Origin of the sequence: Amycolatopsis sp. NPDC051106 (assembly GCF_040682775.1) — a bacterium.
Taxonomy (GTDB): Bacteria; Actinomycetota; Actinomycetes; order Mycobacteriales; family Pseudonocardiaceae; genus Amycolatopsis.
In genome coordinates, this window is the sequence record NZ_JBFBBQ010000004.1 from 120184 (window position 1) to 140119 (window position 19936).

Consider the following 19936-nt stretch of genomic DNA (forward strand, 5'->3'; position numbering starts at 1 on the left):
CCCAGCTCGCTGGCGGGCGAGCGTTATGCGGCTACTAGCCGATTCCCCGTCACCGCGCCCACGCAGACCAGCTCTGAGTCGGCCAGCGCGGCCCGGTGGTAACCCGGCAGGTCGAAGCGCGGCGGGATGACCTCGACGCTGGGCTCTTCGTCGCCCAGAACGCGCAGCACCCGCTGCAGTTCGCCGGTCAACCTCGGCAGACCGTTCAGCGCGGTGATCAGCAGGACGCGCTTCGCGGTGCCCTGTCCGACCACACCGACGTGCCGCCAGCTCTGCCGCACTTCCCCCACGTCCGGGCGTCCTCGCAACGTTGCGTGGATCAACACGGACACGGAGTCGACCGAGTTAACCCATTCGGGCGCACTCGACGTGAATGTGTACCGGTTCTCGGAGACGTCGTCTACCCCCAGCGTCGAACTGACCTGGTGCCAGTCGGCGCCGTGCGGGATGAGCCCGGCCACGAGCAGGCGGTACTCCGTTTGGTCGAGGTCAATCCTGTGCTTAAGCAAAGACCTCGGCAGGGTCCGGGCGAGCGTGCCCATGGCACCCTCGCCGAGCCAGTCGCGGAACCGCCACAGCAGCTGGTCGGGCAGCCGCCCGGCCAGCCGGAGCAGCAGCTCGTGGGTGGACTGCTCGATGTCCGGGTCCATCACTGCACCTCCACGATCAGTTCGACCTCCACCGGCGAGCCGATGGGCAGCTCCGCGACGCCGACGGCCGAGCGGGCGTGGATGCCCGCGTCGCCGAAGACCTCGCCGAGGAGCTCGGACGCGCCGTTGACGACCGCGGGCTGGCCGGTGAAGCCTTCCGCGGAAGCCACGAAGCCGACAACCTTGACGATCCGCGCGACGTTGTCAATGCCGACCAGCGCGTGCACGGCCGCGAGCGCGTTGAGCGCCGACGTGCGGGCGTGGCCCTTCGCTTCTTCGGGGCTGATCTCCGCGCCGACCTTGCCGGTCGCGGCGAGGACGCCGTCGACGAAGGGCAGCTGGCCGGAGGTGTAGACGTGCTTCCCGCTCTGGACGGCGGGCACGTAGGCGGCCAGCGGGGCGGCCACGCCGGGCAGCTCGATGCCGAGCTCCTTCAGCCGTTCGCTCCAGCTCACGCGGATCAGCCCTTCGGACGCTTGAGGTACGCGACGTGCTGCTCGCCCGTCGGGTTCGGCAGTACCGTGACCAGCTCCCAGCCGTCCTCGCCCCACTGGTCGAGGATCTGCTTCGTGGCGTGGATCAGCAGAGGGACGGTCGCGTACTCCCACTTGGTGGCGCTCATGAACCGGGAGCGTAGCCAAGCGGGCAAGGCCGCCGGGGAGCGCCGCCGGAAATCCCCGCGCGACGCGCCGTGGTGTGGTCCATCTCACGCCGGCTCCCCGCTAGCGTTGCCCCGTGGAAACGTGGCGCGTGATCGCGACGGCCCTGCTCGCGGTGGCCGGGCTGCCGCTGGTGCTCGTCGTGATGGCCAAGGTGCGCGACCGGACGCAGAGCTCCGGCCAGGTCGCCCTCGGCGGGGTGATCACCTTCACGCTGCTGGTCGTCCTGGGTGTGCTCATGCTCACCGTGCTGCCCGGGCTCGTCGCCTGGGTGCTCGTCGCGGTGGTCGCCACTGCGGTCAGCGTCATGCTGCTGGCCAGCTGAGGGCCGGTTTAGGGTGAAGAAGTGACCACTTCCCATGCCGGCTGGACCGACGAGCTTGCCCGCGCCCGGCTGCACTTCGTCACCGGCAAGGGCGGGACCGGCAAGACGACGCTCGCCGCGGCGCTCGGGCTCGCGCTCGCCCGCGAAGGCCGGCGCGTGCTGCTCATCGAGGTCGAGGGCCGCCAGGGCATCGCCCAGCTCTTCGACACCGAGCCGCTGCCCTACGCCGAGCAGCGCATCGCTTCCGTCCCCGGCGGGGGCGAGCTGCGCGCGCTGCACATCGACGTCGAAGCCGCGCTGCTCGAGTACTTCGAGATGTTCTACAACCTCGGCTTCGCCGGCCGGACGCTGCGGCGGATGGGCGCGATCGAGTTCGCGACCACGCTCGCGCCGGGCCTGCGGGACGTCCTGCTCACCGGGAAGATCAAGGAGTGCGTCGGCCGCACCGAGTCCGACGGGCGCCACACCTACGACGCCGTCGTCGTCGACTCGCCGCCGACCGGCCGGGTCGTCAAGTTCCTCGACGTCACCAAGGCCCTGACCGACCTCGCGAAGACCGGCCCGATCCGCGGCCAGGCCGAAGGCGTCGTGCGGCTGCTGCACTCCGGCGAGACGGTGATCCACCTGGCCACGCTGCTCGAGGAGATGCCGGTCCGCGAGACCGTCGAGGCCGTGGCCGAGCTGGACGGCGCCGACCTGCGTCCCGGCGCGGTGCTCGTCAACCGGGTCCGGCCGCCGCGGCTGCCGGCCCGCTCGGTGACCGCCGCCGCGGACGGGCGCGTCGACGCCTCGCGCGTCCGCTCCGGACTGGCGTCGGCCGGGCTGAAGCTGCCGGAGGACACCCTGGACGCGCTGGTCGAGGAGACCGTCGAGCACGCCGTGCGGGTCGCCGCCGAGCAGCGGGCGCGCGAGCAGCTCGCCGAAGCCGACCTGCCGACGCTCGAGCTGCCGGACCTGACCGACGGAGTCGACGTCGCGGCCCTCTACGACCTGGCCGAGGCCCTGACCGACCAGGGGGTGCGGTTGTGACCACCATCGACATCGACGCGCTGCTCGACGAGAGCCGCGTGATCGTCTGCTGCGGCTCCGGCGGCGTCGGCAAGACGACCACGGCCGCGGCGCTGGCGCTGCGCGCGGCCGAGCGCGGCCGCCAGACCGTCGTGCTGACGATCGACCCCGCCCGGCGCCTGGCGCAGGCGCTCGGCCTGCGCGAGCTGGGCAACCACCCGAAGCAGGTGAAGGTCGAAGGGTTCGAGCCCAAGGGCGAGCTGTGGGCGATGATGCTCGACATGCGCCGCACGTTCGACGACATGGTGCGCGTGCACGCCGGCCCCGAGCGCGCCGAGCAGCTGTTGCAGAACCCCTTCTACCAGACCATTTCCACGTCGTTCTCCGGCACGCAGGAGTACATGGCGATGGAGAAGCTGGGCCAGCTCGCGGCGACCGCCGACTGGGACCTGATCATCGTCGACACCCCGCCGAGCCGGTCCGCTCTGGACTTCCTGGACGCGCCGACGCGGCTGTCGTCCGCTTTGGACGGCCGGATGATCCGGCTCCTGACCGGCCCGGCGAAGGCCGGCGGCTGGGGGCTGCGCAAGGTCGTCAACGCGGGGTTCTCGATGTTCGCCAAGGCCGTGTCGACGATCATCGGCGGCCAGCTGCTGACCGACGCGTCGGCGTTCATGCAGGCGTTCGACAGCATGTTCGGCGGCTTCCGCGAGCGCGCCCGCAAGACGGCCGAGCTGCTGCGCTCGTCGGGGACGTCGTTCCTGGTGGTGGCCGCGCCGGAGCCGGACGCGCTGCGCGAGGCCTCCTACTTCGTGGACCGGCTGTCGTCGGAGTCGATGCCGCTGGCCGGGCTGATCGCGAACCGGACGCACCCGGTGCTGGCCAAGCTGTCGGGCTCCGAGGCGCGCACGGCGGCCGATTCCCTGCAGGGCGCGCCCTTGGCCGAAGCGGTGCTGCGGCTGCACGCGGACCGCGTCGACCTCGCCGCCCGCGAGGAACGGCTGCTCGCGCGGTTCACCCGGGCGCACCCCGAGGTGGCACTGGCCCGGGTGCCCGCGCTGGCCGGTGACGTGCACGACCTCGAGGGCCTGCGCGACATCGGCGTGAAGCTCGCCGGCTAGAGGCCGTCGACTTTGCGGCACAAAGCCGCACTTTCCTAGGGAAAGCTACGTCTTCGACGGGTCGAAGCCGAACTTTCCCTACGAAAGTGACGGCTTGGTCAGCCGACTTCGACCCGCTCCAAGGCGTCCCTCTTGGCCGCCTCGAGCAGCTCCGCCCAGCTGACCACGTCGGGGCGGCGGCGCAGCAACGCCCGCCGCTCCCGCTCGGTCATGCCTCCCCACACGCCGAAGTTGATCCGGCCGTCGAGTGCTTCGGCGAGGCATTCCGTCCGGACCGGGCAGCCCATGCAGACCGCTTTGGCCCGGTTCTGCTCCGCGCCCCGGACGAACAGGCCGTCCGGGTCGGCGTCCCGGCAGGACGCGTTCATTCGCCAGCTCGACTGGTTGGTTTCCATACCCCCAGCTCCCTACCCTGGTGATCGACGCACCAGCGGGGGAAAGGCACTGCGCTCCCTGCCCCCCGCGAGCGTGTCTCCCTCTGCTCACGTCGGTTCCGGGCACCTCCCCGGTGCCGGTGCCGCCGTTCGGTCCAGGCGAGCTCCCACTCGCGTTGATCCATCCGACGGCTTGTCTTCGTGAGACGTTGACGGACTGTAGGGGCCCTCGGTTCCCCCCGTCGAGACCTAGAATGCCTTCCGTTACCAGATGTCACCGAAGGGGGTCGATTTTGTCACTGAATTCACACCTCCGGAGACACGGCGTCACCGGCGCCTGACTCACTCCGGGTAGCCTGGCCCTCGTGCGAAAAGCGGATGGTTTGTTCAAGCTCATCGGCCTCTGCCTGCTCGCGGGGGTGCTCGTCGCCGGCATGCTCTTCCCGGTCGTGGGGGCCGCCGGTGTCATGTCCAACCAAGCCAGCGAGACGGTGGAGAAGACGTCATCGGATCTCGCCGACATCCCGCCGCCGCTGGTCACGACGGTCACCGACAGCACGGGCAAGCCGATCGCGACCCTGTACGACCAGTACCGGCTGCCGGTCAACGAGAACCAGATCAACGAGGCCATGAAGTGGGCTCTGGTCTCGGTCGAGGACAAGCGGTTCTACGACCACCACGGCGTCGACTGGCAGGGCACGCTGCGCGCCGCCGTCAGCAACAGCACGGGCGCCGACACCCAGGGTGCCTCCACGCTGACCCAGCAGTACGTCAAGAACTACCTGATCAACGTGGTCTACCGCACCGACCAGGTCGGTCAGAAGAAGGCCCAGGAGCAGTCGGTCGCCCGCAAGCTCAAGGAAGCGCGGATCGCGATCCAGCTCGAGACCAAGCTGAGCAAGCAGCAGATCCTGGCCGGCTACCTGAACATCGTCGAGTTCTCCCGGCAGATCTACGGGATCGGCGCCGCCGCGCACGCGTACTTCAACACCACGCCGGAGAAGCTGACCGTGCCGCAGGCCGCGCTCCTGGCCGGCCTGGTGAACAACCCGATCAACAACGACCCGTGGAAGCACGCCGACAAGGCCACCGCGCGCCGCAACCTCGTCCTCGACCGGATGGTGGAGAACAAGAAGCTGGCCAAGGCCGACGCCGACCGCTTCAAGGGCGAGCCGCTGGGCGTCGTGCCGGACTTCCCCGCCAAGCCCGCGGCCAACTGCATCGGCGCGGGCCCGGAGTCCGGGTTCTTCTGCCAGTACGTCGAGGACTACCTGCTCAAGGCCGGCGGGATGACGAAGGACCAGCTCTACACCGGCGGCTACACGATCAAGAGCACGCTGGACGAGCGCGCCAACCACGAGGCGAAGGTCTCGGCGGAGGCGCAGGTCAACAAGACCCAGAAGTACGTGGCGAACACGTTGTCGCTGATCAAACCGGGCAAGGACCGGCACGAGGTGGTCGCGCTCGCGGCGAACCGCGACTACGGCCAGGACCAGGAGGCCGGCCAGACGACGTATGCGCTGCCCACCGGCGTCTACAACACCGGTGGCGCGGGGTCGACGTACAAGATCTTCACCTCGGCCGCGGCGCTCGAAAAGGGCGTGGCGGGGATCTATTCGCCGGTCCAGGTGCCGGACACCTACGTGTCCCACGTGTTCACCGGTGGTGGCAACAACTGCCCGCAGACCGGGCCGCCGTTGCGCTCGCGCTGGTACTGCGTGGGCAACGCGGGTGACTACAGCCGGATCGCCCAGGGCGCGACCCTGCAGACGGCGCTCGCGACCTCGCCGAACACCGCGTTCGTCGAACTGGAAGACCGGCTCGGCAGCACCGCGCCGGGCATCGACATGGCCCGCCGGCTCGGCATGCGCGACACGATGGCGAGCAACGCCGGCGGCGGCACGGTCGACCCGAAGGCCGAGTCGGAGAACAAACGGCTCAGCCAGGCCGAGTTGTACGGCCCGCGGGGCAACAACCCCGGCTTCGGTGCGTTCACGCTGGGCTTCAGCCCGCTGAGCGGCCTGGAGCTGGGCAACGTCGCCGCGACGATCCTGTCCGGCGGCGTCTGGTGCCCGCCGACGCCGATCGCCGCGGTGACCGACCGCAACGGCACGCCGGTGCCGATCAAGGAAGCCCCGTGCGAGCAGGCGGTGCCCGAGGGCTTGGCCAACACCCTCGCGGTCGGCATGAGCAAGGACGACCAGACCGGCGGCACGTCGGCCGGCGCGGCGAGCGCGGTGAAGTGGGACCGCCCGATCATCGGCAAGACGGGCACGACGCAGGGCAACGTCTCGGCGACGTTCGTCGGCGGCACGCCCCAGCTGGCGGGCGCGGCGATGACGTTCAAGTTCGGCGGCGGCCAAGGTGGTATCTGTGACGCCGGACCGGGCAACGTCCGGGTCTGCGGCAGCGGGAACATCTTCGGTGGCAAGGCCCCGGCCCGCACGTGGTTCGGCGCGATGAAGAACATCATGGAAGGCCAGCCGAGAGCGGAGCTGCCGCAGCCTGATCCGCAGTACATGGGCGGCGGCGCCCGGTAACCGGGACGACGCAACGGAAAAGGGGGCCGCGCTGCACGCGCGGCCCCCTTTCCGGTGTCCGGCTCAAGCCGAATCCATCGTCATCAGTAATTCCGGGCGGCCCGGGTCGTCGATCTCGACGTACGGTCGTTCACCCTCGTGCCGCACCCAGAAGGTCTGGGTGCCCAGCCGGCTCCCCCTCGGTCAGCGGCCGGGCATGTCGGACAGGATCTCCATGTTCCACCAGTAGTACAGCTGGTCCAGCTGGTCGTTGTTCGTGGCCTTCGTGGACAGCAGGACCCCGCCCATGAGCTTCTTCGTGTCCGTCCACACCAGCTGGGCGGGGTCGCCGAGGAAGCACGTCAGGTAGTCGCCGGCGACCGGCGCCGGGGTTTCCGCGCGGTAGTACGTGCCCCAGATCTTCGGCACCTTCAACGGCCGGCAGGCACCCTGGGCGTCGTTGCGGGTGAGGCCCTGCTCCTTGACGATGGCCTTGAACCACTGGTCCAGCGACGCCGCGTCGGCGAAGCGCAGGAACTTCGCCCCGGTCGGCTGCGGGAACACCACGTTGCCCGCCTTGACGTCGCCGACGTTCGAGTCCCCGCACTCGACCGCGGCCACGGCACCGGCCGGCACGGCCGCGTCTTCACACGTGTATTGCTTGTAGACGGCGGGAAGCGCGGCGTACAGCTTCTCGTCGTGCGCCGGCTTCGGTTCCGAAGTGGACGGTGGCGGCGTCGACTTCGTCGTCTCGGGCGCCGGCGAGGACGAAGAGCCGTCGACGGTCACCGGCGTCAGCGGACCCGGGCCGCCGGTCTGCGTCTTGTCCTTGGTCACCAGGTACGTGATCACCAGCGCGGCCACGACCACCCCGGCGAGCGCGGCGCACAGCGCGATCCACCGGTTGCGCTGGGACTTCGGCGGCCCGCCCGGGGCCGGGGCGAGCTTGCCCGACGGGCCGGTGAACGGCCGCGGCCCCGTCGTCGGCCCCGGGTAGGACGCGGCGGGCATCGGCCGCGGCGGGGTCATCGGGGGCGGTGCCGCGTGCTGCTGCGGGATCGGCCCGGAGAAGGTGGGTGGCGGCGCGGCCAGGGTCGGCGGCGACGCGGCCAGGGTCGGCCGTGGCGGGCTCACCGGACCCGGCAGGGTCTGCTGCCACGTCGGGATCGGCGGCGCCGGCGCGTTCACGGCCGCCCGGGCGGCGTCGGCGAACGCTCCCGCCGTCGGGTACCGGTCGGCCGGGATCTTCGCCATCCCGCGCGCCACCACCGCGTCCAGCGCGGCCGGCAAGCCCGGCCGCTCCTGCGAAAGCACCGGCGGCGGCGCGTTCAGGTGCGCGCCCATCTGCGCGGCCGCGCCGTCCGCCTGGAACGGGCGGTGCCCGGTGAGGCACTCGAAGAACACGCACGCGAGCGCGTAGACGTCGACGAGCCCGGTGATCGGCGCGTCGCCGAAGCGTTCCGGCGCCATGTAGTCGAGCGTGCCGATCACGTTGCCGGTGCCGGTGATCGACGTCCCCTCGGCGGTCATCGACCGCGCGATGCCGAAGTCCACGAGGTACACGAAGTCGCTGCTCGTCACGAGCACGTTGGACGGCTTGACGTCGCGGTGCACCAGGCCGTCTTCGTGGGCGGCGTCGAGCGCGCCCGCGACCTGCTCGACGATCCCCACCGCGCGCTCGGGCGTCAGCGGCCCGTCCTCGAGCAGCTCCTTCAGGTCCTTGCCCTCGACGAGCCGCATGTCGAGGTACAGCTGCCCGTCGATTTCGCCGTACGCGTGGATCGGGATCACGTGCGGCTCACGCAGCCGCGCGACGATCTGCGACTCGCGGCGGAACCGCGCGCGGAAGGCGTCGTCGCCCGCGTTCGGCCCGGACAACAGCTTCAGCGCGACGACGCGGTCGTGCGCCGTGTCGTAGGCGCGATGGACCTCGCCCATGCCACCGCGGCCGAGCAGGCCCTCGATCCGGTACGGCCCGAACTGCTCCATCGTTCTCCCCAAGCCCCCCGGCTTGAAACCCGTCTTCGGGCCGACGCAAATGCTAAGCGGCAGGTTCCCCGTAACGGCGGCGAAGTCACCCAACCGTTGAGCACGTATCCTGGACCTCGTGAGCACGCTCAGTAACAAATCCACGTCGGGGGCAACGGCGGCACGCCTCGCCGCGGGGACGCTGGCCCTCGGCGCCGCGACCCTCGGTTACGCCGTCGGCATCGAACGGCGCCACTGGACCCTGCGCACCGCCCAGCTCCCGGTGCTGGCGCCCGGGTCGCGGCCGTTCACCATCCTGCACGTCTCGGACCTGCACATGCTGCCGAGCCACCGCAGCAAGCAGCGCTGGGTCGCCGCGCTCGACGAGCTCGAGCCCGACCTCGTCGTCAACACCGGCGACAACCTGTCGCACCGGCAGGCCGTCCCGTCCGTGCTGCGCGCGCTGGGCCCGCTGCTCGACCGGCCCGGGGTGTTCGTCTTCGGCAGCAACGACTACTACGCGCCGAAACCGAAGAACCCGGCCCGCTACCTGATGCCGCAGGGCAAGAAGAAGCGCATCCACGGCGTCCAGCTGCCGTGGCGCGACCTGCGCGCGGCGTTCGTCGAGCACGGCTGGACCGACCTGACGCACGTCCGCCGCACGATCGACGTCGGCGGGCAGGCGGTCTTCGCGGCCGGCGTCGACGACCCCCACCTGCGCCGCGACCGCTACGCCGACATCGCGGGCCCGGCCGACAGCGGCGCGGCGGTCCGCATCGGCGTGACGCACTCGCCCGAGCCGCGGGTGCTCGACACGTTCGCCACGGACGGTTACGACCTGGTCCTGGCGGGCCACACCCACGGCGGCCAGCTCCGGCTCCCGGGTTACGGCGCTTTGGTCACCAACTGTGAGCTGGATCGCAGCCGCGCCCGCGGCGCCTCACGCTGGGGCGCGCACATGTGGCTGCACGTTTCGGCGGGTCTCGGGACATCGCCGTGGGCGCCGGCCAGGTTCGCGTGCCCGCCCGAGGCGAGCCTGTTGACGCTGGTCCCGCGCGGGTCGGGGGCGGCCGAGCCCCGTAAGACGGCCCGCCGGAAAGCCCGAGACACCGTCCGCTAGACTTCTCCACGACCCGTTAAGCAGTACCTCGGGGTGTGGCGCAGCTTGGTAGCGTGCCTCGTTCGGGTCGAGGAGGTCGTGGGTTCGAATCCCGCCACCCCGACGAGTAAGAGCCGGTGTCTTCGGACACCGGCTCTTCTGGTTTCAGCGGGTCGCGGTCACCTCCACCCAGCATTGGCTGAAATCACCGTCGCCGCCGCGGGTCCACACCCCGGCCGAACGCGCCGCGCTCGCCAGCTGGTCCCGGTCGCGGCCCGGCTCCGCGATCGCCGCCTCGAGCCGTGCCTCCACGTACTTCGCCAGGTCCCGGTAGCTCATGTCCGAGCGGTACCGGGCTCTCGACACGATCTCCGTGAACCCCGCCGCCGCGCACTGTTCGGCGATCACCCGGCCCGCGAACGGGTTGCCGCCCGCCTGGCGGCGCAGCAGGTAGTGCCCTCTCAACGCCGCGTCGACGTTCGCCGTCTTCGGCCGCAGGCGGGCCTTGCTCCAGTCCGAAGTGGACAGGGCCAGCCGGCCGCCCGGCTTCAGCACGCGGCGCAGTTCCGCCAGCGCGTCCGGAGGTGCCGCCAGGTGCTCGAACAACGCGTGGGAAAAGGCCACGTCCACACTCGCGTCGGCGAAGGGCAGTTCGTAGGCCGACGCCGCCACGAAGTCCACTGTGGACCTTCCGGCCCGGCGGGCAACGTCGCGGGCCATCGCGACCTGGCCGGCGTCGACGTCGACGCCCGTCACGCGCGATTCCGCCGCCAGCCCGAGGGTGATCGAGCCCGGGCCGCAGCCGAGGTCGACCACCCACATCCCCGGCTTGAACAGCGGTTGGGCGAACGTCGCGCGCTCGGCCGCCGTGCGCGCGGACATCATCGACACCGCGTCTCGCCCGTAGCCCGGCGCGTAACCCTCCAGCACCCCGCACACAGTACGGCCAGAAGGTGGCAGGATCGAGGGGTGAGCACGCAGTCAGCCAAGCAATTCCCGCCCGCGGTGGTCCCGGACCGGCTGTTCGACGACGCCGAAGCCGAAGCCCGCTGGCGCGCCCGCTTCCACGCCCCCCGCATCTCCACGCCCGATTGGGCCCGCGACGCCCCCGACGCCAACGTCTACGTCTCCAACGCCAGCGGCGTGTGGGAGGTCTACGCCTGGAACCGCGCGACCGGCGAGCACCGCCGCGTCACCGACCGGCCGAACGGCACCCTGCACGCGACGCCGTCCCCGGACGGCGAGTGGCTCTGGTGGTTCGACGACACCGACGGCGACGAGTTCGGCTCGTGGGTGCGCGAGCCCTTCGCCGCGACCGAGGGCAGCAAGCCCGAGAAGGCCGTGCCGGACGTCCACGACGGCTACCCGGCCGGCCTCGAGATCGGCGCCGGGATCATCGCGGTCGGCGTCTCGACCGACGACGGCAGCGAGCTGTTCGCCCGGATCGGCGGCGAGACGCACCGCTTCTACAGCCACGCGGACGACGCCGGGATCGCGTCGATGTCCCGCGACGAAAGCCTGATCGCGATCTCCCACTCCGAGCACGGCGACTCGCGTCACCCCGCCCTGCGGGTGCTCGCCGCCGACGGGTTCGCCACGGTGGCCGACAAGTGGGACGGCGAGGGCAAGGGCCTGACGGCTCTCGAGTTCTCCCCGCTGCCCGGCGACCAGCGCCTGCTGGTGCTGCACGAACGCCGGGGCCGCGAGGAGCTGCTCGTGTGGGACGTCCGGGACGACTCCGAGACGGAGCTCGAGCTGGACCTGCCCGGCGAGGTCGTCGCGGGCTGGTACCCGGACGCGCGCGCCCTGCTCGTCGTCCACTTCCACGAAGGCCGCAGTTCGTTGTACCGCTACGACCTCGACACGGCCGAGCTGTCCTCTGTAGACACTCCGGCCGGTCGCATCGGCGGCGCCGGGGTCCGTCCGGACGGGACGGTCGAGTACTCGTGGTCCAGCGCCGCCGAGCCGGCCGCGGTCCGCGCGCGGAGCACCGACGGCACGGACGCGGTGCTGCTCGAGCCGCCGGGTGAGCGCGCGCCGGGGTCGGAGCCGGTGACCGACGCGTTCGTCGAAGGCGTCGGCGGCCGGATCCACGCGCTGGTGTCCCGGCCTTCGGACGCGCCGGAAGGTCCGCTGCCGACGGTGTTCTCGCTGCACGGCGGCCCGCACGCCGCGGACGAGGACCGCTTCTCGGCGTATCGCGCGACCTGGCTCGACGCCGGGTTCGCCGTGGTCGAGGTCAACTACCGCGGCTCGACCGGCTACGGCTCGGCCTGGCGCGACGCCATCGAGGGCCGGCCCGGGCTGACCGAGCTGGAGGACGTCGCCTCGGTCCACGACTGGGCCGTCCAAACCGGACTCAGCGACCCGGCGAAGTGCGTCGTGAACGGCGCTTCGTGGGGCGGTTACCTGTCCCTGCTGGCGATCGGCACCCAGCCGGCCCGGTGGGCGGCGGCCGTCGCCGGGGTGCCGGTGGCGGACTACGTCGCCGCGTACGAGGACGAGATGGAGCAGCTGCGTTCGTTCGACCGGGCGCTCTTCGGCGGTTCGCCGGAGGAGGTGCCGGCGGTGTACTCGGAGTGCTCGCCGATCACGTACGTCGACGCCGTGACGGCGCCGGTGCTCGTGCTGGCCGGCGACAACGACCCGCGCTGCCCGATCCGCCAGATCGAGAACTACCTCGACCGGCTCGGCGGCCGCGACCTGCACCACGAGTTCTACCGGTACGACGCCGGCCACGGCTCGCTGGTGATCGCGGAGACGATCAAGCAGACGTCGATCGAGGTCAACTTCGCCCAGCGGGTCCTCGGCCTGCGCTGACCCGCAAGTCCGTGAATGTCGCATTGAGGGACTCTGAGTCCCTCAATGCGACATTCACGGCTTTCAGCGTTCGGAGTGCAGGACCCCGCCGGTGGCCCAGTGGTCGGCGCCGACCTCGACGAGCGTCACCTGGACGCCCTCGGGCTTGCCGCCGCAGGTGCGGACGAACGCGTCCGTCAGCTCCCGGACCAGGGCGCTCTTCTGGGCGGGCGTGCGGCCGGGGAACATGGCAACGCTGATCATCGGCATGCCGCGCAGCCTAGAGCCCCCGGTTCACCGACCGCAGGCGGCTGATCGCGGCCGCGTCGCCTTCGAAACCGAGGTTCACGGCGTCGCGGCCGAAGACGAACAGCAGCAGGTCCACCGGCTCGCCGACGACCGTGACCGGGTCGGGCCCGGTCTTGACGGCGGCCTCCCGGCCGTCTTTCGTGCGCAGGGTCACCCCGACCGGCGCCTTGCGGAGGTTGAGCTTGGCGGCCTGCCTCGCGGACTTCCACGCGGCGGCGTCCCGGGTGGCGTCGGCGGGCCGCGGCTCCCAGCCCGGCTGCGCACGCCGGACGTCTTCGTGGTGGACGAGGAACTCGGCGGTGTTGGTCAGCTCGTCGAGCGGGCCGATCGCGGTGGGCCAGAACTTCGACGGACCCTGCCGGACCTGCTCGACCAGCGCGGCCCACGGCTTGGCGGCGTAGCGGTCCTGCACCTTCTGCGTGTACCCGGCGAGCGCGGGCACCAGGATCCCCGGCGCGGCGTCCGGCCGGTGCTCACGCACGACGAGGTGCGCGGCGAGATCCCGCGTCGTCCAGCCTTCGCACAGCGTGGGCACGTCGGGCCCGAGGTCTTGGAGGAGCGAGCTCAATGCCTGGCGTTCGTCAGCAGCGACACCCATGTGGTCGACGTTACTCGGCGGTACCCGCCCTGGCGACGGGAAGAGACGCCGGGCACGTGTCGTTGATCAGGAGGTGAGCCGACTCTTCAGCCCGATCACCGTCCGCGGCCTGACCCTGCCGAACCGCGCGTGGGTGTCGCCGATGTGCCAGTACTCCGCGACCGACGGCGTCCCGGACGACTGGCACCTCGTCCACCTCGGCCAGTTCGCCACCGGTGGCGCCGGGCTCGTCATGACCGAAGCGACCGCCGTCGTGCCCGAAGGGCGGATCAGCCCGCAGGACACCGGCATCTGGACCGACGCGCAGGCCACGGCGTGGCGCCGGATCGTCGCCTTCGTCCACCGGCAGGACACCGCGATCGGCATGCAGCTGGGTCACGCCGGCCGCAAGGGCTCGACGCGGCGGCCGTGGGACGGGCCGGGCAGCGTGCCCGCGTCGGAAGGTGGCTGGCAGAGCGTCGGCGCCGACGCGCAGCCGTTCGGCGCGTACGCCCCGGCGCGGCCGCTCACCACGGACGAGGTCAGCGCCCTCCCGGACGCGTTCGCCGCGGCCGCCCGCCGAGCGATCGGCGCCGGGTTCGACCTGCTCGAGCTGCACTTCGCGCACGGCTACCTGGTGCACCAGTTCCTGTCCCCGCTGTCGAACACCCGCACCGACCGCTACGGCGGCGACTTCGAGGGCCGCACCCGCCTGGCGCTGGAGATCGCCGACGCGGTCCGCGCCACGACCGGCGTCCCGCTGTTCGCCCGGCTGTCGGCCACGGACTGGACGGACGACGGCTGGACGCTCGACGAGTCCGTCCGCCTCGCGAAGCTCCTCGCCGAGCGCGGCATCGACCTGATCGACACCTCCAGCGGCGGCAACACCCCGAACCCGGACATCCCGGTCGGCCCGGGCTACCAGGTCCCGTTCGCCGAGCGGATCCGCACCGAGACGGGCCTCCCGACCGGCGCGGTCGGCATGATCACCAACCCGCAGCAGGCGGAGGACATCATCGCCGACGGCGAGGCGGACGCCGTGTTCCTGGCCCGGGCCCTGCTGCGCGACCCGCACTGGCCGCTCCGGGCGGCGAACACCCTCGGCGCGGACGTCCGCTGGCCGGACCAGTACGCCCGCGCCAAGTCCTGGCACTAATGGTGGAAGGCGGTCGCCTTCGCGGGGTCCTTCGGGTGGCCGCCCTCCTTCTCCAGGTCGGGCAGCAGGCGCTTCAGGTCGGCCAGCAGCAAGTCCGCGAGGTCGTGCGTGAAGCCGTTGCGGACCACGATCCGCAGCACCGCCAGATCCGTCCGGTTCTCCGGGAACGTGTACGCCGGCACCAGCCAGCCCCGCTCGCGCAGCCGTCGTGACACGTCGAAGACGTCGAAGCCCGCGTCCGCGCGGGTCGTGAACGCGAACACCGGCAGCTGGTCACCGCGGGTCAGCAGCTCGAACGGCCCCAGCTCCGAAACACCCGACGACAGATGTGTCGCGACGTCACGCGAAGACTGTTGCACCGCGCGGAATCCCTCGCGGCCGAGCCGCACGAACGTGTAGTACTGCGCCGCGACCTCGGCGCCCGGCCGGGAGAAGTTCAACGCGAACGTCGGCATGTCGCCGCCGAGGTAGTTCACGTTGAACACCAGCTCCGACGGCAGCGCGGCCTTGTCCCGCCAGAGCACCCAGCCGACGCCCGGGTACACCAGCCCGTACTTGTGGCCCGACGTGTTGATCGACGCCACCCGCGGCAGCCGGAAGTCCCACTCCAGGTCGGGGTCGAGGAACGGCGCGACCATCGCGCCGGAAGCGCCGTCGACGTGCACCGGGATGTGCCAGCCGGTCCGCGACTCCAGCGCGTCCAAGGCCGCGGCGATCTCCGCGACCGGCTCGTAGCTGCCGTCGAACGTCGAACCCAGGATCGCCACGACGCCGATCGTGTTCTCGTCGCACCGGGCGACAGCTTCGGAGGCCGTCAGGTGGTACCGGTCGCCGTCCATCGGCACCAGCCGCGGCTCGACCTCCCAGTACTCGCAGAACTTCTCCCAGCACACCTGGACGTTGACGCCCATCACCAGGTTCGGCTTGCCGGTGCGCCCGAGCCGGGACCAGCGCCGCTTCAACGCCATCCCGGCGAGCATGCACGCTTCGGACGAACCGGTCGTCGAGCAGCCCATGATGTCGGTGGGATCGGGCGCGTGCCACAGGTCGGCGAGGATGTTCACGCAGCGCCGCTCCAGCTCGGCCGTCTGCGGGTACTCGTCCTTGTCGATCATGTTCTTGTCGACGCACTCCGCCATCAGCTCGCGGGCCTGCGGCTCCATCCACGTCGTGACGAACGTGGCGAGGTTGAGCCGCGCGTTGCCGTCAAGCATCAGCTCGTCGCGCACGAGCTGCAGCGCCGTGTCCGGCGGCAGCGAGCTGTCGAGCAGCTTGTCGTGCGGCATGACGAAGCCCGCCGCGAGTGCCGGGTTCGCCCCGGCGTACATCGGATTCGTGCCGCCCACGCGGTCCGGGCGGTCCGTCTTCCCCTGATGCAGCACCATGCCGCCGAACGTACTGCGAAACCCGGGGTTCAGCAGACGCGAAAGGGGCCGTTCCACCCGGAACGGCCCCTTTGCGCGGAAAAAAGATCAGGCCTGCTGGGCCTGCCACATCCAGTGCGCCTCTTCGAGCGCGCGGGTGATCTCGATCAGCAGGTCCTGCGTCACGAGGTCGCTCTTGTCGGTCTCGTCGATGCGGGCCCGCAGCCGCTCGATGAGCGCCGAAAGGATGTCGACGATCGCCGCGACCGTGGACTCCACGGACTGCCAGTTGTCGGGGTACTCGGGCACGCCCGAGCTCTCGACGACGGTTTTCGCCTTGCCGTTCGGCGAGATGCCGATGGCGTTGGCGCGCTCGGCGACCTCGTCGACGTACTGGCGCGCGGTGTTCACCAGCTCGTCGAGCTGCAGGTGCGCGCTGCGGAAGTTCGCGCCGACGACGTTCCAGTGCGCCTGCTTGGCGATGAGGGACAGGTCGACCAGGTCGACCAGCGTCGCCTGGAGGGCGTTACCGGTGATCTCCTTGTCGGCCTCGGAAAGCGGGCTCTTGATCGGAGACTTGCTCATCTCTGGTGATCCTTTCCTCGTACTGGTTCGGACCCGGCGTGGGGGGTCAGACGGTGGCGGAGAGGGCGACCTCGATGTTGCCGCGGGTCGCGTTGGAGTAGGGGCACACCTGGTGGGCCTGCTCGACCAGCTGGTCGGCCTGGGCCTGCTCGAGGCCCGGCAGCGAGACGTTCAGCGCGACACCGAGACCGAAGCCGACGTCCTGCTTGAGCACGCTGACCTCCGCGGTCACCGTGGAGTCGTGCAGCGTGACCTTGGCCTGGCGTGCGACCAGCTGCAGAGCGCTGTGGAAGCAGGCCGAATAGCCGGCGGCGAAGAGCTGCTCGGGGTTGGTCTTGTCGCCCCCGGGGCCGCCCATCTCCTTCGGGATGGCCAGCGACTCGTCGATGACGCCGTCGGACGAGGTCACCTCGCCGTTGCGGCCGTCGCCGCGTGCCGTCGCCACCGCCGTGTAGATCGCCTGACCCATGCTCAGCCTGCCTTCGTTCGCGGACACTCCACAGCGAGCGTCTCACTGGGCACAACATCCCGCACCCGCGGAACAGTGCCCCCACATGGCAGGCATCACGTCGATCGGCTACCCGGCGGCCACCGGGCGAAACGTCTGTGTTCAATCGGGGCTCCGCCCCGGCCGGGGGCTCCGCCACCCGGAACCCCCGAAATGCTCATGCGGCGCGCGTCACCGCGAATTCGGCGACCTGGCGCCCGATCAGCCGAAGGGTGCGGACGCTCTTCTCGTCCGACGCGCCGCCGCCTTCGTCGAACTTGGTCTCGGCCGAGTTGATCGAACCACCCAGCGGGGTGGCCCAGCCGCGCAGCGCGTGCGTGATCGTGCGGAGCTGCTCGAGCGTCGTCACCGCGGCCTGCCAGCCGTAGGCGACGGCGGCCAGGCCGACCGCGCGGCCGTCGAGGTAGGGACGCTGGTCGTCACGCAGGTCCTCGACGTAGTCCAGGGCGTTCTTGACCAGGCCGGACAGCGCACCGTGGTAGCCCGGCGAGACGACGATGAGCCCGTCCGCCTCCCGCACGGCTTCGATGAGCGTGGTGGCGCGTTCGTCGCGGTCGGGCTCGCCGGCGTCGTAGAACGGCAGCACCAGCTCCGGGCCGGTGAGCATCCGGATCCGGACGCCGACTTCGGCCGCCCCGGCGAGCGCGATCTGCAGAGCGCGTTCGGACTGGGAGCCCTCGCGCAGAGAGCCGCCGATCCCGAGCACGTTGATCGTCCTGGCTGAAGTCACGCTTTCCAGGCTAACCCCTCCACTTAAGTGGATATCCAGACTTTGGGACCGAGGCCCGCGTCACAGCTGGACCTGTTACCTACTGGCAAGTAACATCCCGGGCGGCACCGACGCTCAGGAGGCAACGATGGCGATCCCGCTCCCGGTCCGAGTCCAGGCCGCGGCGTCCCAGCTCGCGTTCTCGCTGCCCGCGCCGCTGCGGCGGGCGGTCGCGGGCCGCCCGGTGCGCCTCGACGGCCAGGACCTCGCGCTCGACGCCCAGCTCCTGCTCCGGCTGCAGAAACTCGCCGGCGCCGAGCTGGTGCAGGGCTCGGTGGAGCGGTCGCGTGCCCTGCTCGACACCGGGCGGCACCTGGTCAGCGGCAAGCCGATCGAGCCGGTCTCGGTGCGGGAGATCGCGGTGCCGACGCCGGATGGCGACTTGCCGGCGACGCTCTACACGCCGGTCGGGCTGCCCGAGAAGTCTCCGCTCTTGGTGTTCTTCCACGGCGGTGGCTGGGTGATCGGCACGCGCGCGAGCCACGACAACGCCGTCCGCTTCCTGGCCAAGCACGCCGGGGTGCGGGTGCTGTCGATCGAGTACCGGCTCGCGCCGGAGTTCCCGTTCCCGGCGGCCGCGGAGGACGCGCTCGCGGCGTTCGAGTACGCGGTGGCGAAGGCGGGTGACCTCGGCGCCGACCCGGCGCGGATCGCCGTCGGCGGGGACAGCGCGGGCGGCAACCTGGCCGCGGTGACGGCCCAGCAGGCCGTGCGCCGCGGCGGCCCGGTGCCGGCGTTCCAGCTGCTGATCTACCCGGCGACGGACTTCGCGCGGCGCTACCGCTCGCAGGACCTGTTCGCCGAGGACCTGTTCCTGACCGACGTGCACATGAAGTGGTTCGAGGGCCACTACGTGCCGGAGGGCACGGACCTGACCGACCCGCGGCTCTCCCCGCTGCGCGCGGACGACCTGAGCGGCCTGCCGCCCGCCCTGGTCGTCACGGCGGGCTTCGACCCGCTGCGCGACGAAGGTGAGGCGTACGCGGAGAAGCTGCGCGAGGCGGGTGTCGACGTGGCGCTGCGCCGGCACGACGACCTGATCCACGGGTTCATCAACTTCACCGGCGTCGGCACCCGGTTCCGCGAAGCGCTGGCCGAGATGGCGGGCGCGCTGCGGCAGGGTCTGTCCAAACGGGACTGAGCGGGCGCCGGCGGAAACGAACCCGGAGCCCGGCGCGGAGAAATGTCCGCGGCCGGGCTCCGGGTCCCCCTGTTCTCAGTGGTCGGACTATGACGCGGGCAACGGCGGCACCGGCACCGGCAGCGGCGGCACCGGCAGCCCGCCGAGAAGCCCGCCCAAAATGCCGGTGACGGCGGCGAGCAGGGCCTTGACCAGGTCGCTGACGATCTTCAGCGGGCCCGGCAGGTCCGGCAGCGACGGGATCGGCAGCGGAAGCGGCGGCAGCTGGCGCGCCTTGGCCGTCGGGTCGGTCAGGAGCCGGCTGGACTCGTCCGCCCGGCCCTTGGCCAGGCCGGCGAGCTGCTCGGTGTCGGTCTGGACGGTGTAGCGCTTCCCGGCGGCGATGTCCGCGAGGACCGGGCTCATCTGCCCCAGGTCGGCGCGCGTGGCACCGACGTTGCCCGCGTAGGCCACCTTGGTCAGGCCGTCACGCATCTGGAGCACCTGGGCGGCGAGGGCCTGGGTGCTGGAGGAACCCTTGCCCCCGTCCGGGCTCGCCGAAGCGATCCCCGCCATTCCGACCGCCAGCAGACTGCTCGCGGCTACCAGGGCGACGGACCGCCCGAACTTGCCTTTCATTTCCTACCTCCTGGCTCGGGACCTGACGGGTTAAATCGGTACTCGCCGTATCGGAGATAAGCCACCCGATCACCGGTTGGGGACGTTTTCTAACCCTTACGTGCCGGATGCGAAGGCGGCGAACTGGCCCGCAATTGATTAACGTCGAAACCTTGCCCGTCCCCCCGAAGATCATCTGATCGATTCTCGTCGTCACCGCTGGTAGCGATGGTCCACTGTGGAACGCTGCGGTCACTCACGCGGGTGTAAATGGTGATCTTTTAGCTTCATCACTCCGTCGGACCGCGCGTCGGGACTGCTCCACTCGGGGCGTCCCCCACGCTCGCACCGCCACCCACACGGTTGCCCCTGGCCGCGACCGGAATGCGAAATCAATTCCGGAAACCG

21 protein-coding genes and 1 tRNA gene are annotated in these 19936 nt (G+C 71.0%); 9 read left to right on the plus strand and 13 right to left on the minus strand.

What is annotated here, in order from left to right; all coding sequences use genetic code 11:
* Nucleotides 1-23: 23 nt before the first annotated feature.
* Genes AB0M83_RS05045 through AB0M83_RS05055 form a run of 3 tightly spaced genes read right to left on the minus strand, consistent with a single transcriptional unit; the run spans nucleotide 24 to nucleotide 1272 of the window.
* A complete protein-coding gene (locus tag AB0M83_RS05045) occupies nucleotides 24-650 on the minus strand; it encodes a hypothetical protein (protein WP_329054235.1) in 627 nt (208 codons plus the stop codon).
* A complete protein-coding gene (locus tag AB0M83_RS05050; protein WP_086840822.1) occupies nucleotides 650-1105 on the minus strand; it encodes a RidA family protein in 456 nt (151 codons plus the stop codon). Before AB0M83_RS05050 ends, AB0M83_RS05045 begins: the two co-directional genes overlap by 1 nt.
* Before the next feature lie 5 nt (nucleotides 1106-1110).
* Nucleotides 1111-1272 carry a DUF4177 domain-containing protein gene (locus AB0M83_RS05055; RefSeq protein WP_086679227.1) on the minus strand — a complete coding sequence of 54 codons (162 nt, stop codon included), beginning with the start codon at nucleotides 1270-1272 and terminating at the stop codon, nucleotides 1111-1113.
* A 113-nt stretch (nucleotides 1273-1385) separates the two neighbouring features.
* Here AB0M83_RS05055 and AB0M83_RS05060 point away from each other — a divergent pair, with 113 nt between their 5' ends.
* The 3 genes from AB0M83_RS05060 to AB0M83_RS05070 are packed head-to-tail and all read left to right on the plus strand — an operon-like array spanning nucleotide 1386 to nucleotide 3763.
* Nucleotides 1386-1634 carry a hypothetical protein gene (locus AB0M83_RS05060; RefSeq protein WP_364512643.1) on the plus strand — a complete coding sequence of 83 codons (249 nt, stop codon included), beginning with the start codon at nucleotides 1386-1388 and terminating at the stop codon, nucleotides 1632-1634.
* Nucleotides 1635-1655: 21 nt separating this feature from the next.
* Nucleotides 1656-2663 (plus strand): ArsA-related P-loop ATPase, encoded by a 1008-nt coding sequence (locus AB0M83_RS05065; protein WP_364512646.1) that lies wholly within the window; start codon nucleotides 1656-1658, stop codon nucleotides 2661-2663.
* On the plus strand, nucleotides 2660-3763 hold the full coding sequence (locus AB0M83_RS05070; RefSeq protein WP_364512649.1) for an ArsA family ATPase: 1104 nt from the start codon (nucleotides 2660-2662) through the stop codon (nucleotides 3761-3763). Before AB0M83_RS05065 ends, AB0M83_RS05070 begins: the two co-directional genes overlap by 4 nt.
* A 98-nt stretch (nucleotides 3764-3861) precedes the next feature.
* Here the strand turns inward: AB0M83_RS05070 and AB0M83_RS05075 are convergent, their stop codons facing one another.
* Nucleotides 3862-4158 carry a WhiB family transcriptional regulator gene (locus tag AB0M83_RS05075; protein WP_364512652.1) on the minus strand — a complete coding sequence of 99 codons (297 nt, stop codon included), beginning with the start codon at nucleotides 4156-4158 and terminating at the stop codon, nucleotides 3862-3864.
* 344 nt (nucleotides 4159-4502) lie between these two features.
* Between AB0M83_RS05075 and AB0M83_RS05080 the strand changes: the two genes are divergently transcribed.
* The gene (locus tag AB0M83_RS05080; protein WP_364512655.1) at nucleotides 4503-6677 is read left to right on the plus strand and encodes a transglycosylase domain-containing protein; all 2175 of its coding nucleotides are present in this window, start codon (nucleotides 4503-4505) and stop codon (nucleotides 6675-6677) included.
* 183 nt (nucleotides 6678-6860) lie between these two features.
* Here AB0M83_RS05080 and AB0M83_RS05085 read toward each other — a convergent pair whose 3' ends face one another.
* Nucleotides 6861-8645, minus strand: coding sequence for a serine/threonine-protein kinase (locus tag AB0M83_RS05085; protein ID WP_364512658.1), 1785 nt, complete (start codon nucleotides 8643-8645; stop codon nucleotides 6861-6863).
* Nucleotides 8646-8763: 118 nt separating this feature from the next.
* Here AB0M83_RS05085 and AB0M83_RS05090 point away from each other — a divergent pair, with 118 nt between their 5' ends.
* On the plus strand, nucleotides 8764-9744 hold the full coding sequence (locus tag AB0M83_RS05090) for a metallophosphoesterase (RefSeq protein WP_364512661.1): 981 nt from the start codon (nucleotides 8764-8766) through the stop codon (nucleotides 9742-9744).
* A 29-nt stretch (nucleotides 9745-9773) separates the two neighbouring features.
* A tRNA-Pro gene (locus AB0M83_RS05095) sits at nucleotides 9774-9847 on the plus strand.
* 41 nt (nucleotides 9848-9888) lie between these two features.
* On the opposite strand, the gene AB0M83_RS05100 is transcribed toward AB0M83_RS05095, so the two are convergent.
* Nucleotides 9889-10653, minus strand: coding sequence for a methyltransferase domain-containing protein (locus AB0M83_RS05100; protein ID WP_364512663.1), 765 nt, complete (start codon nucleotides 10651-10653; stop codon nucleotides 9889-9891).
* A gap of 39 nt (nucleotides 10654-10692) precedes the next feature.
* Between AB0M83_RS05100 and AB0M83_RS05105 the strand changes: the two genes are divergently transcribed.
* A complete protein-coding gene (locus tag AB0M83_RS05105; protein ID WP_364512666.1) occupies nucleotides 10693-12543 on the plus strand; it encodes a prolyl oligopeptidase family serine peptidase in 1851 nt (616 codons plus the stop codon).
* Nucleotides 12544-12606: 63 nt separating this feature from the next.
* On the opposite strand, the gene AB0M83_RS05110 is transcribed toward AB0M83_RS05105, so the two are convergent.
* Together AB0M83_RS05110 and AB0M83_RS05115 are read right to left on the minus strand one after the other, a co-directional pair.
* On the minus strand, nucleotides 12607-12792 hold the full coding sequence (locus AB0M83_RS05110) for a tautomerase family protein (protein ID WP_020642058.1): 186 nt from the start codon (nucleotides 12790-12792) through the stop codon (nucleotides 12607-12609).
* Nucleotides 12793-12802: 10 nt separating this feature from the next.
* Entirely contained in the window at nucleotides 12803-13429 is a 627-nt protein-coding gene (locus AB0M83_RS05115) for a TIGR03085 family metal-binding protein (protein WP_364512669.1), read from the minus strand.
* A 73-nt stretch (nucleotides 13430-13502) separates the two neighbouring features.
* On the opposite strand from AB0M83_RS05115, the gene AB0M83_RS05120 reads away from it, so the two are divergent.
* Nucleotides 13503-14564: an NADH:flavin oxidoreductase/NADH oxidase gene (locus tag AB0M83_RS05120; protein ID WP_364512671.1), complete on the plus strand. Its 1062-nt coding sequence runs from the start codon at nucleotides 13503-13505 to the stop codon at nucleotides 14562-14564.
* On the opposite strand, the gene AB0M83_RS05125 is transcribed toward AB0M83_RS05120, so the two are convergent.
* The 4 genes from AB0M83_RS05125 to AB0M83_RS05140 all read right to left on the minus strand — a co-directional run bounded on the left by AB0M83_RS05125 (nucleotide 14561) and on the right by AB0M83_RS05140 (nucleotide 17751).
* Nucleotides 14561-15949 carry a glutamate decarboxylase gene (locus AB0M83_RS05125; RefSeq protein WP_364512674.1) on the minus strand — a complete coding sequence of 463 codons (1389 nt, stop codon included), beginning with the start codon at nucleotides 15947-15949 and terminating at the stop codon, nucleotides 14561-14563. The genes AB0M83_RS05120 and AB0M83_RS05125 overlap by 4 nt on opposite strands.
* Nucleotides 15950-16036: 87 nt before the next feature.
* A complete protein-coding gene (locus AB0M83_RS05130) occupies nucleotides 16037-16513 on the minus strand; it encodes a DNA starvation/stationary phase protection protein (protein WP_364512677.1) in 477 nt (158 codons plus the stop codon).
* Nucleotides 16514-16559: 46 nt separating this feature from the next.
* Nucleotides 16560-16982, minus strand: a complete 423-nt coding sequence (locus AB0M83_RS05135) for an organic hydroperoxide resistance protein (RefSeq protein WP_364512679.1) — start codon at nucleotides 16980-16982, stop codon at nucleotides 16560-16562.
* Between the two features lie 196 nt (nucleotides 16983-17178).
* Nucleotides 17179-17751 carry an NAD(P)H-dependent oxidoreductase gene (locus AB0M83_RS05140; protein WP_364512682.1) on the minus strand — a complete coding sequence of 191 codons (573 nt, stop codon included), beginning with the start codon at nucleotides 17749-17751 and terminating at the stop codon, nucleotides 17179-17181.
* A 127-nt stretch (nucleotides 17752-17878) separates the two neighbouring features.
* Here AB0M83_RS05140 and AB0M83_RS05145 point away from each other — a divergent pair, with 127 nt between their 5' ends.
* Entirely contained in the window at nucleotides 17879-18931 is a 1053-nt protein-coding gene (locus AB0M83_RS05145) for an alpha/beta hydrolase (protein ID WP_364512684.1), read from the plus strand.
* 87 nt (nucleotides 18932-19018) lie between these two features.
* Here AB0M83_RS05145 and AB0M83_RS05150 read toward each other — a convergent pair whose 3' ends face one another.
* Nucleotides 19019-19549 (minus strand): hypothetical protein, encoded by a 531-nt coding sequence (locus AB0M83_RS05150; protein WP_364512687.1) that lies wholly within the window; start codon nucleotides 19547-19549, stop codon nucleotides 19019-19021.
* Nucleotides 19550-19936: the final 387 nt, after the last annotated feature.

What these genes read in the sequence shown, in the direction of transcription:
- AB0M83_RS05045 (WP_329054235.1), bottom strand. Translation starts at nt 650, where the DNA reads ATGGACCCGGACATCGAGCAGTCCACCCACGAGCTGCTGCTCCGGCTG.
- AB0M83_RS05085 (WP_364512658.1), bottom strand. Translation starts at nt 8,645, where the DNA reads ATGGAGCAGTTCGGGCCGTACCGGATCGAGGGCCTGCTCGGCCGCGGT.
- AB0M83_RS05125 (WP_364512674.1), bottom strand. Translation starts at nt 15,949, where the DNA reads ATGGTGCTGCATCAGGGGAAGACGGACCGCCCGGACCGCGTGGGCGGC.
- AB0M83_RS05055 (WP_086679227.1), bottom strand. Translation starts at nt 1,272, where the DNA reads ATGAGCGCCACCAAGTGGGAGTACGCGACCGTCCCTCTGCTGATCCAC.
- AB0M83_RS05075 (WP_364512652.1), bottom strand. Translation starts at nt 4,158, where the DNA reads ATGGAAACCAACCAGTCGAGCTGGCGAATGAACGCGTCCTGCCGGGAC.
- AB0M83_RS05130 (WP_364512677.1), bottom strand. Translation starts at nt 16,513, where the DNA reads ATGAGCAAGTCTCCGATCAAGAGCCCGCTTTCCGAGGCCGACAAGGAG.
- AB0M83_RS05150 (WP_364512687.1), bottom strand. Translation starts at nt 19,549, where the DNA reads ATGAAAGGCAAGTTCGGGCGGTCCGTCGCCCTGGTAGCCGCGAGCAGT.
- AB0M83_RS05115 (WP_364512669.1), bottom strand. Translation starts at nt 13,429, where the DNA reads ATGGGTGTCGCTGCTGACGAACGCCAGGCATTGAGCTCGCTCCTCCAA.
- AB0M83_RS05110 (WP_020642058.1), bottom strand. Translation starts at nt 12,792, where the DNA reads ATGCCGATGATCAGCGTTGCCATGTTCCCCGGCCGCACGCCCGCCCAG.
- AB0M83_RS05135 (WP_364512679.1), bottom strand. Translation starts at nt 16,982, where the DNA reads ATGGGTCAGGCGATCTACACGGCGGTGGCGACGGCACGCGGCGACGGC.
- AB0M83_RS05145 (WP_364512684.1), top strand. Translation starts at nt 17,879, where the DNA reads ATGGCGATCCCGCTCCCGGTCCGAGTCCAGGCCGCGGCGTCCCAGCTC.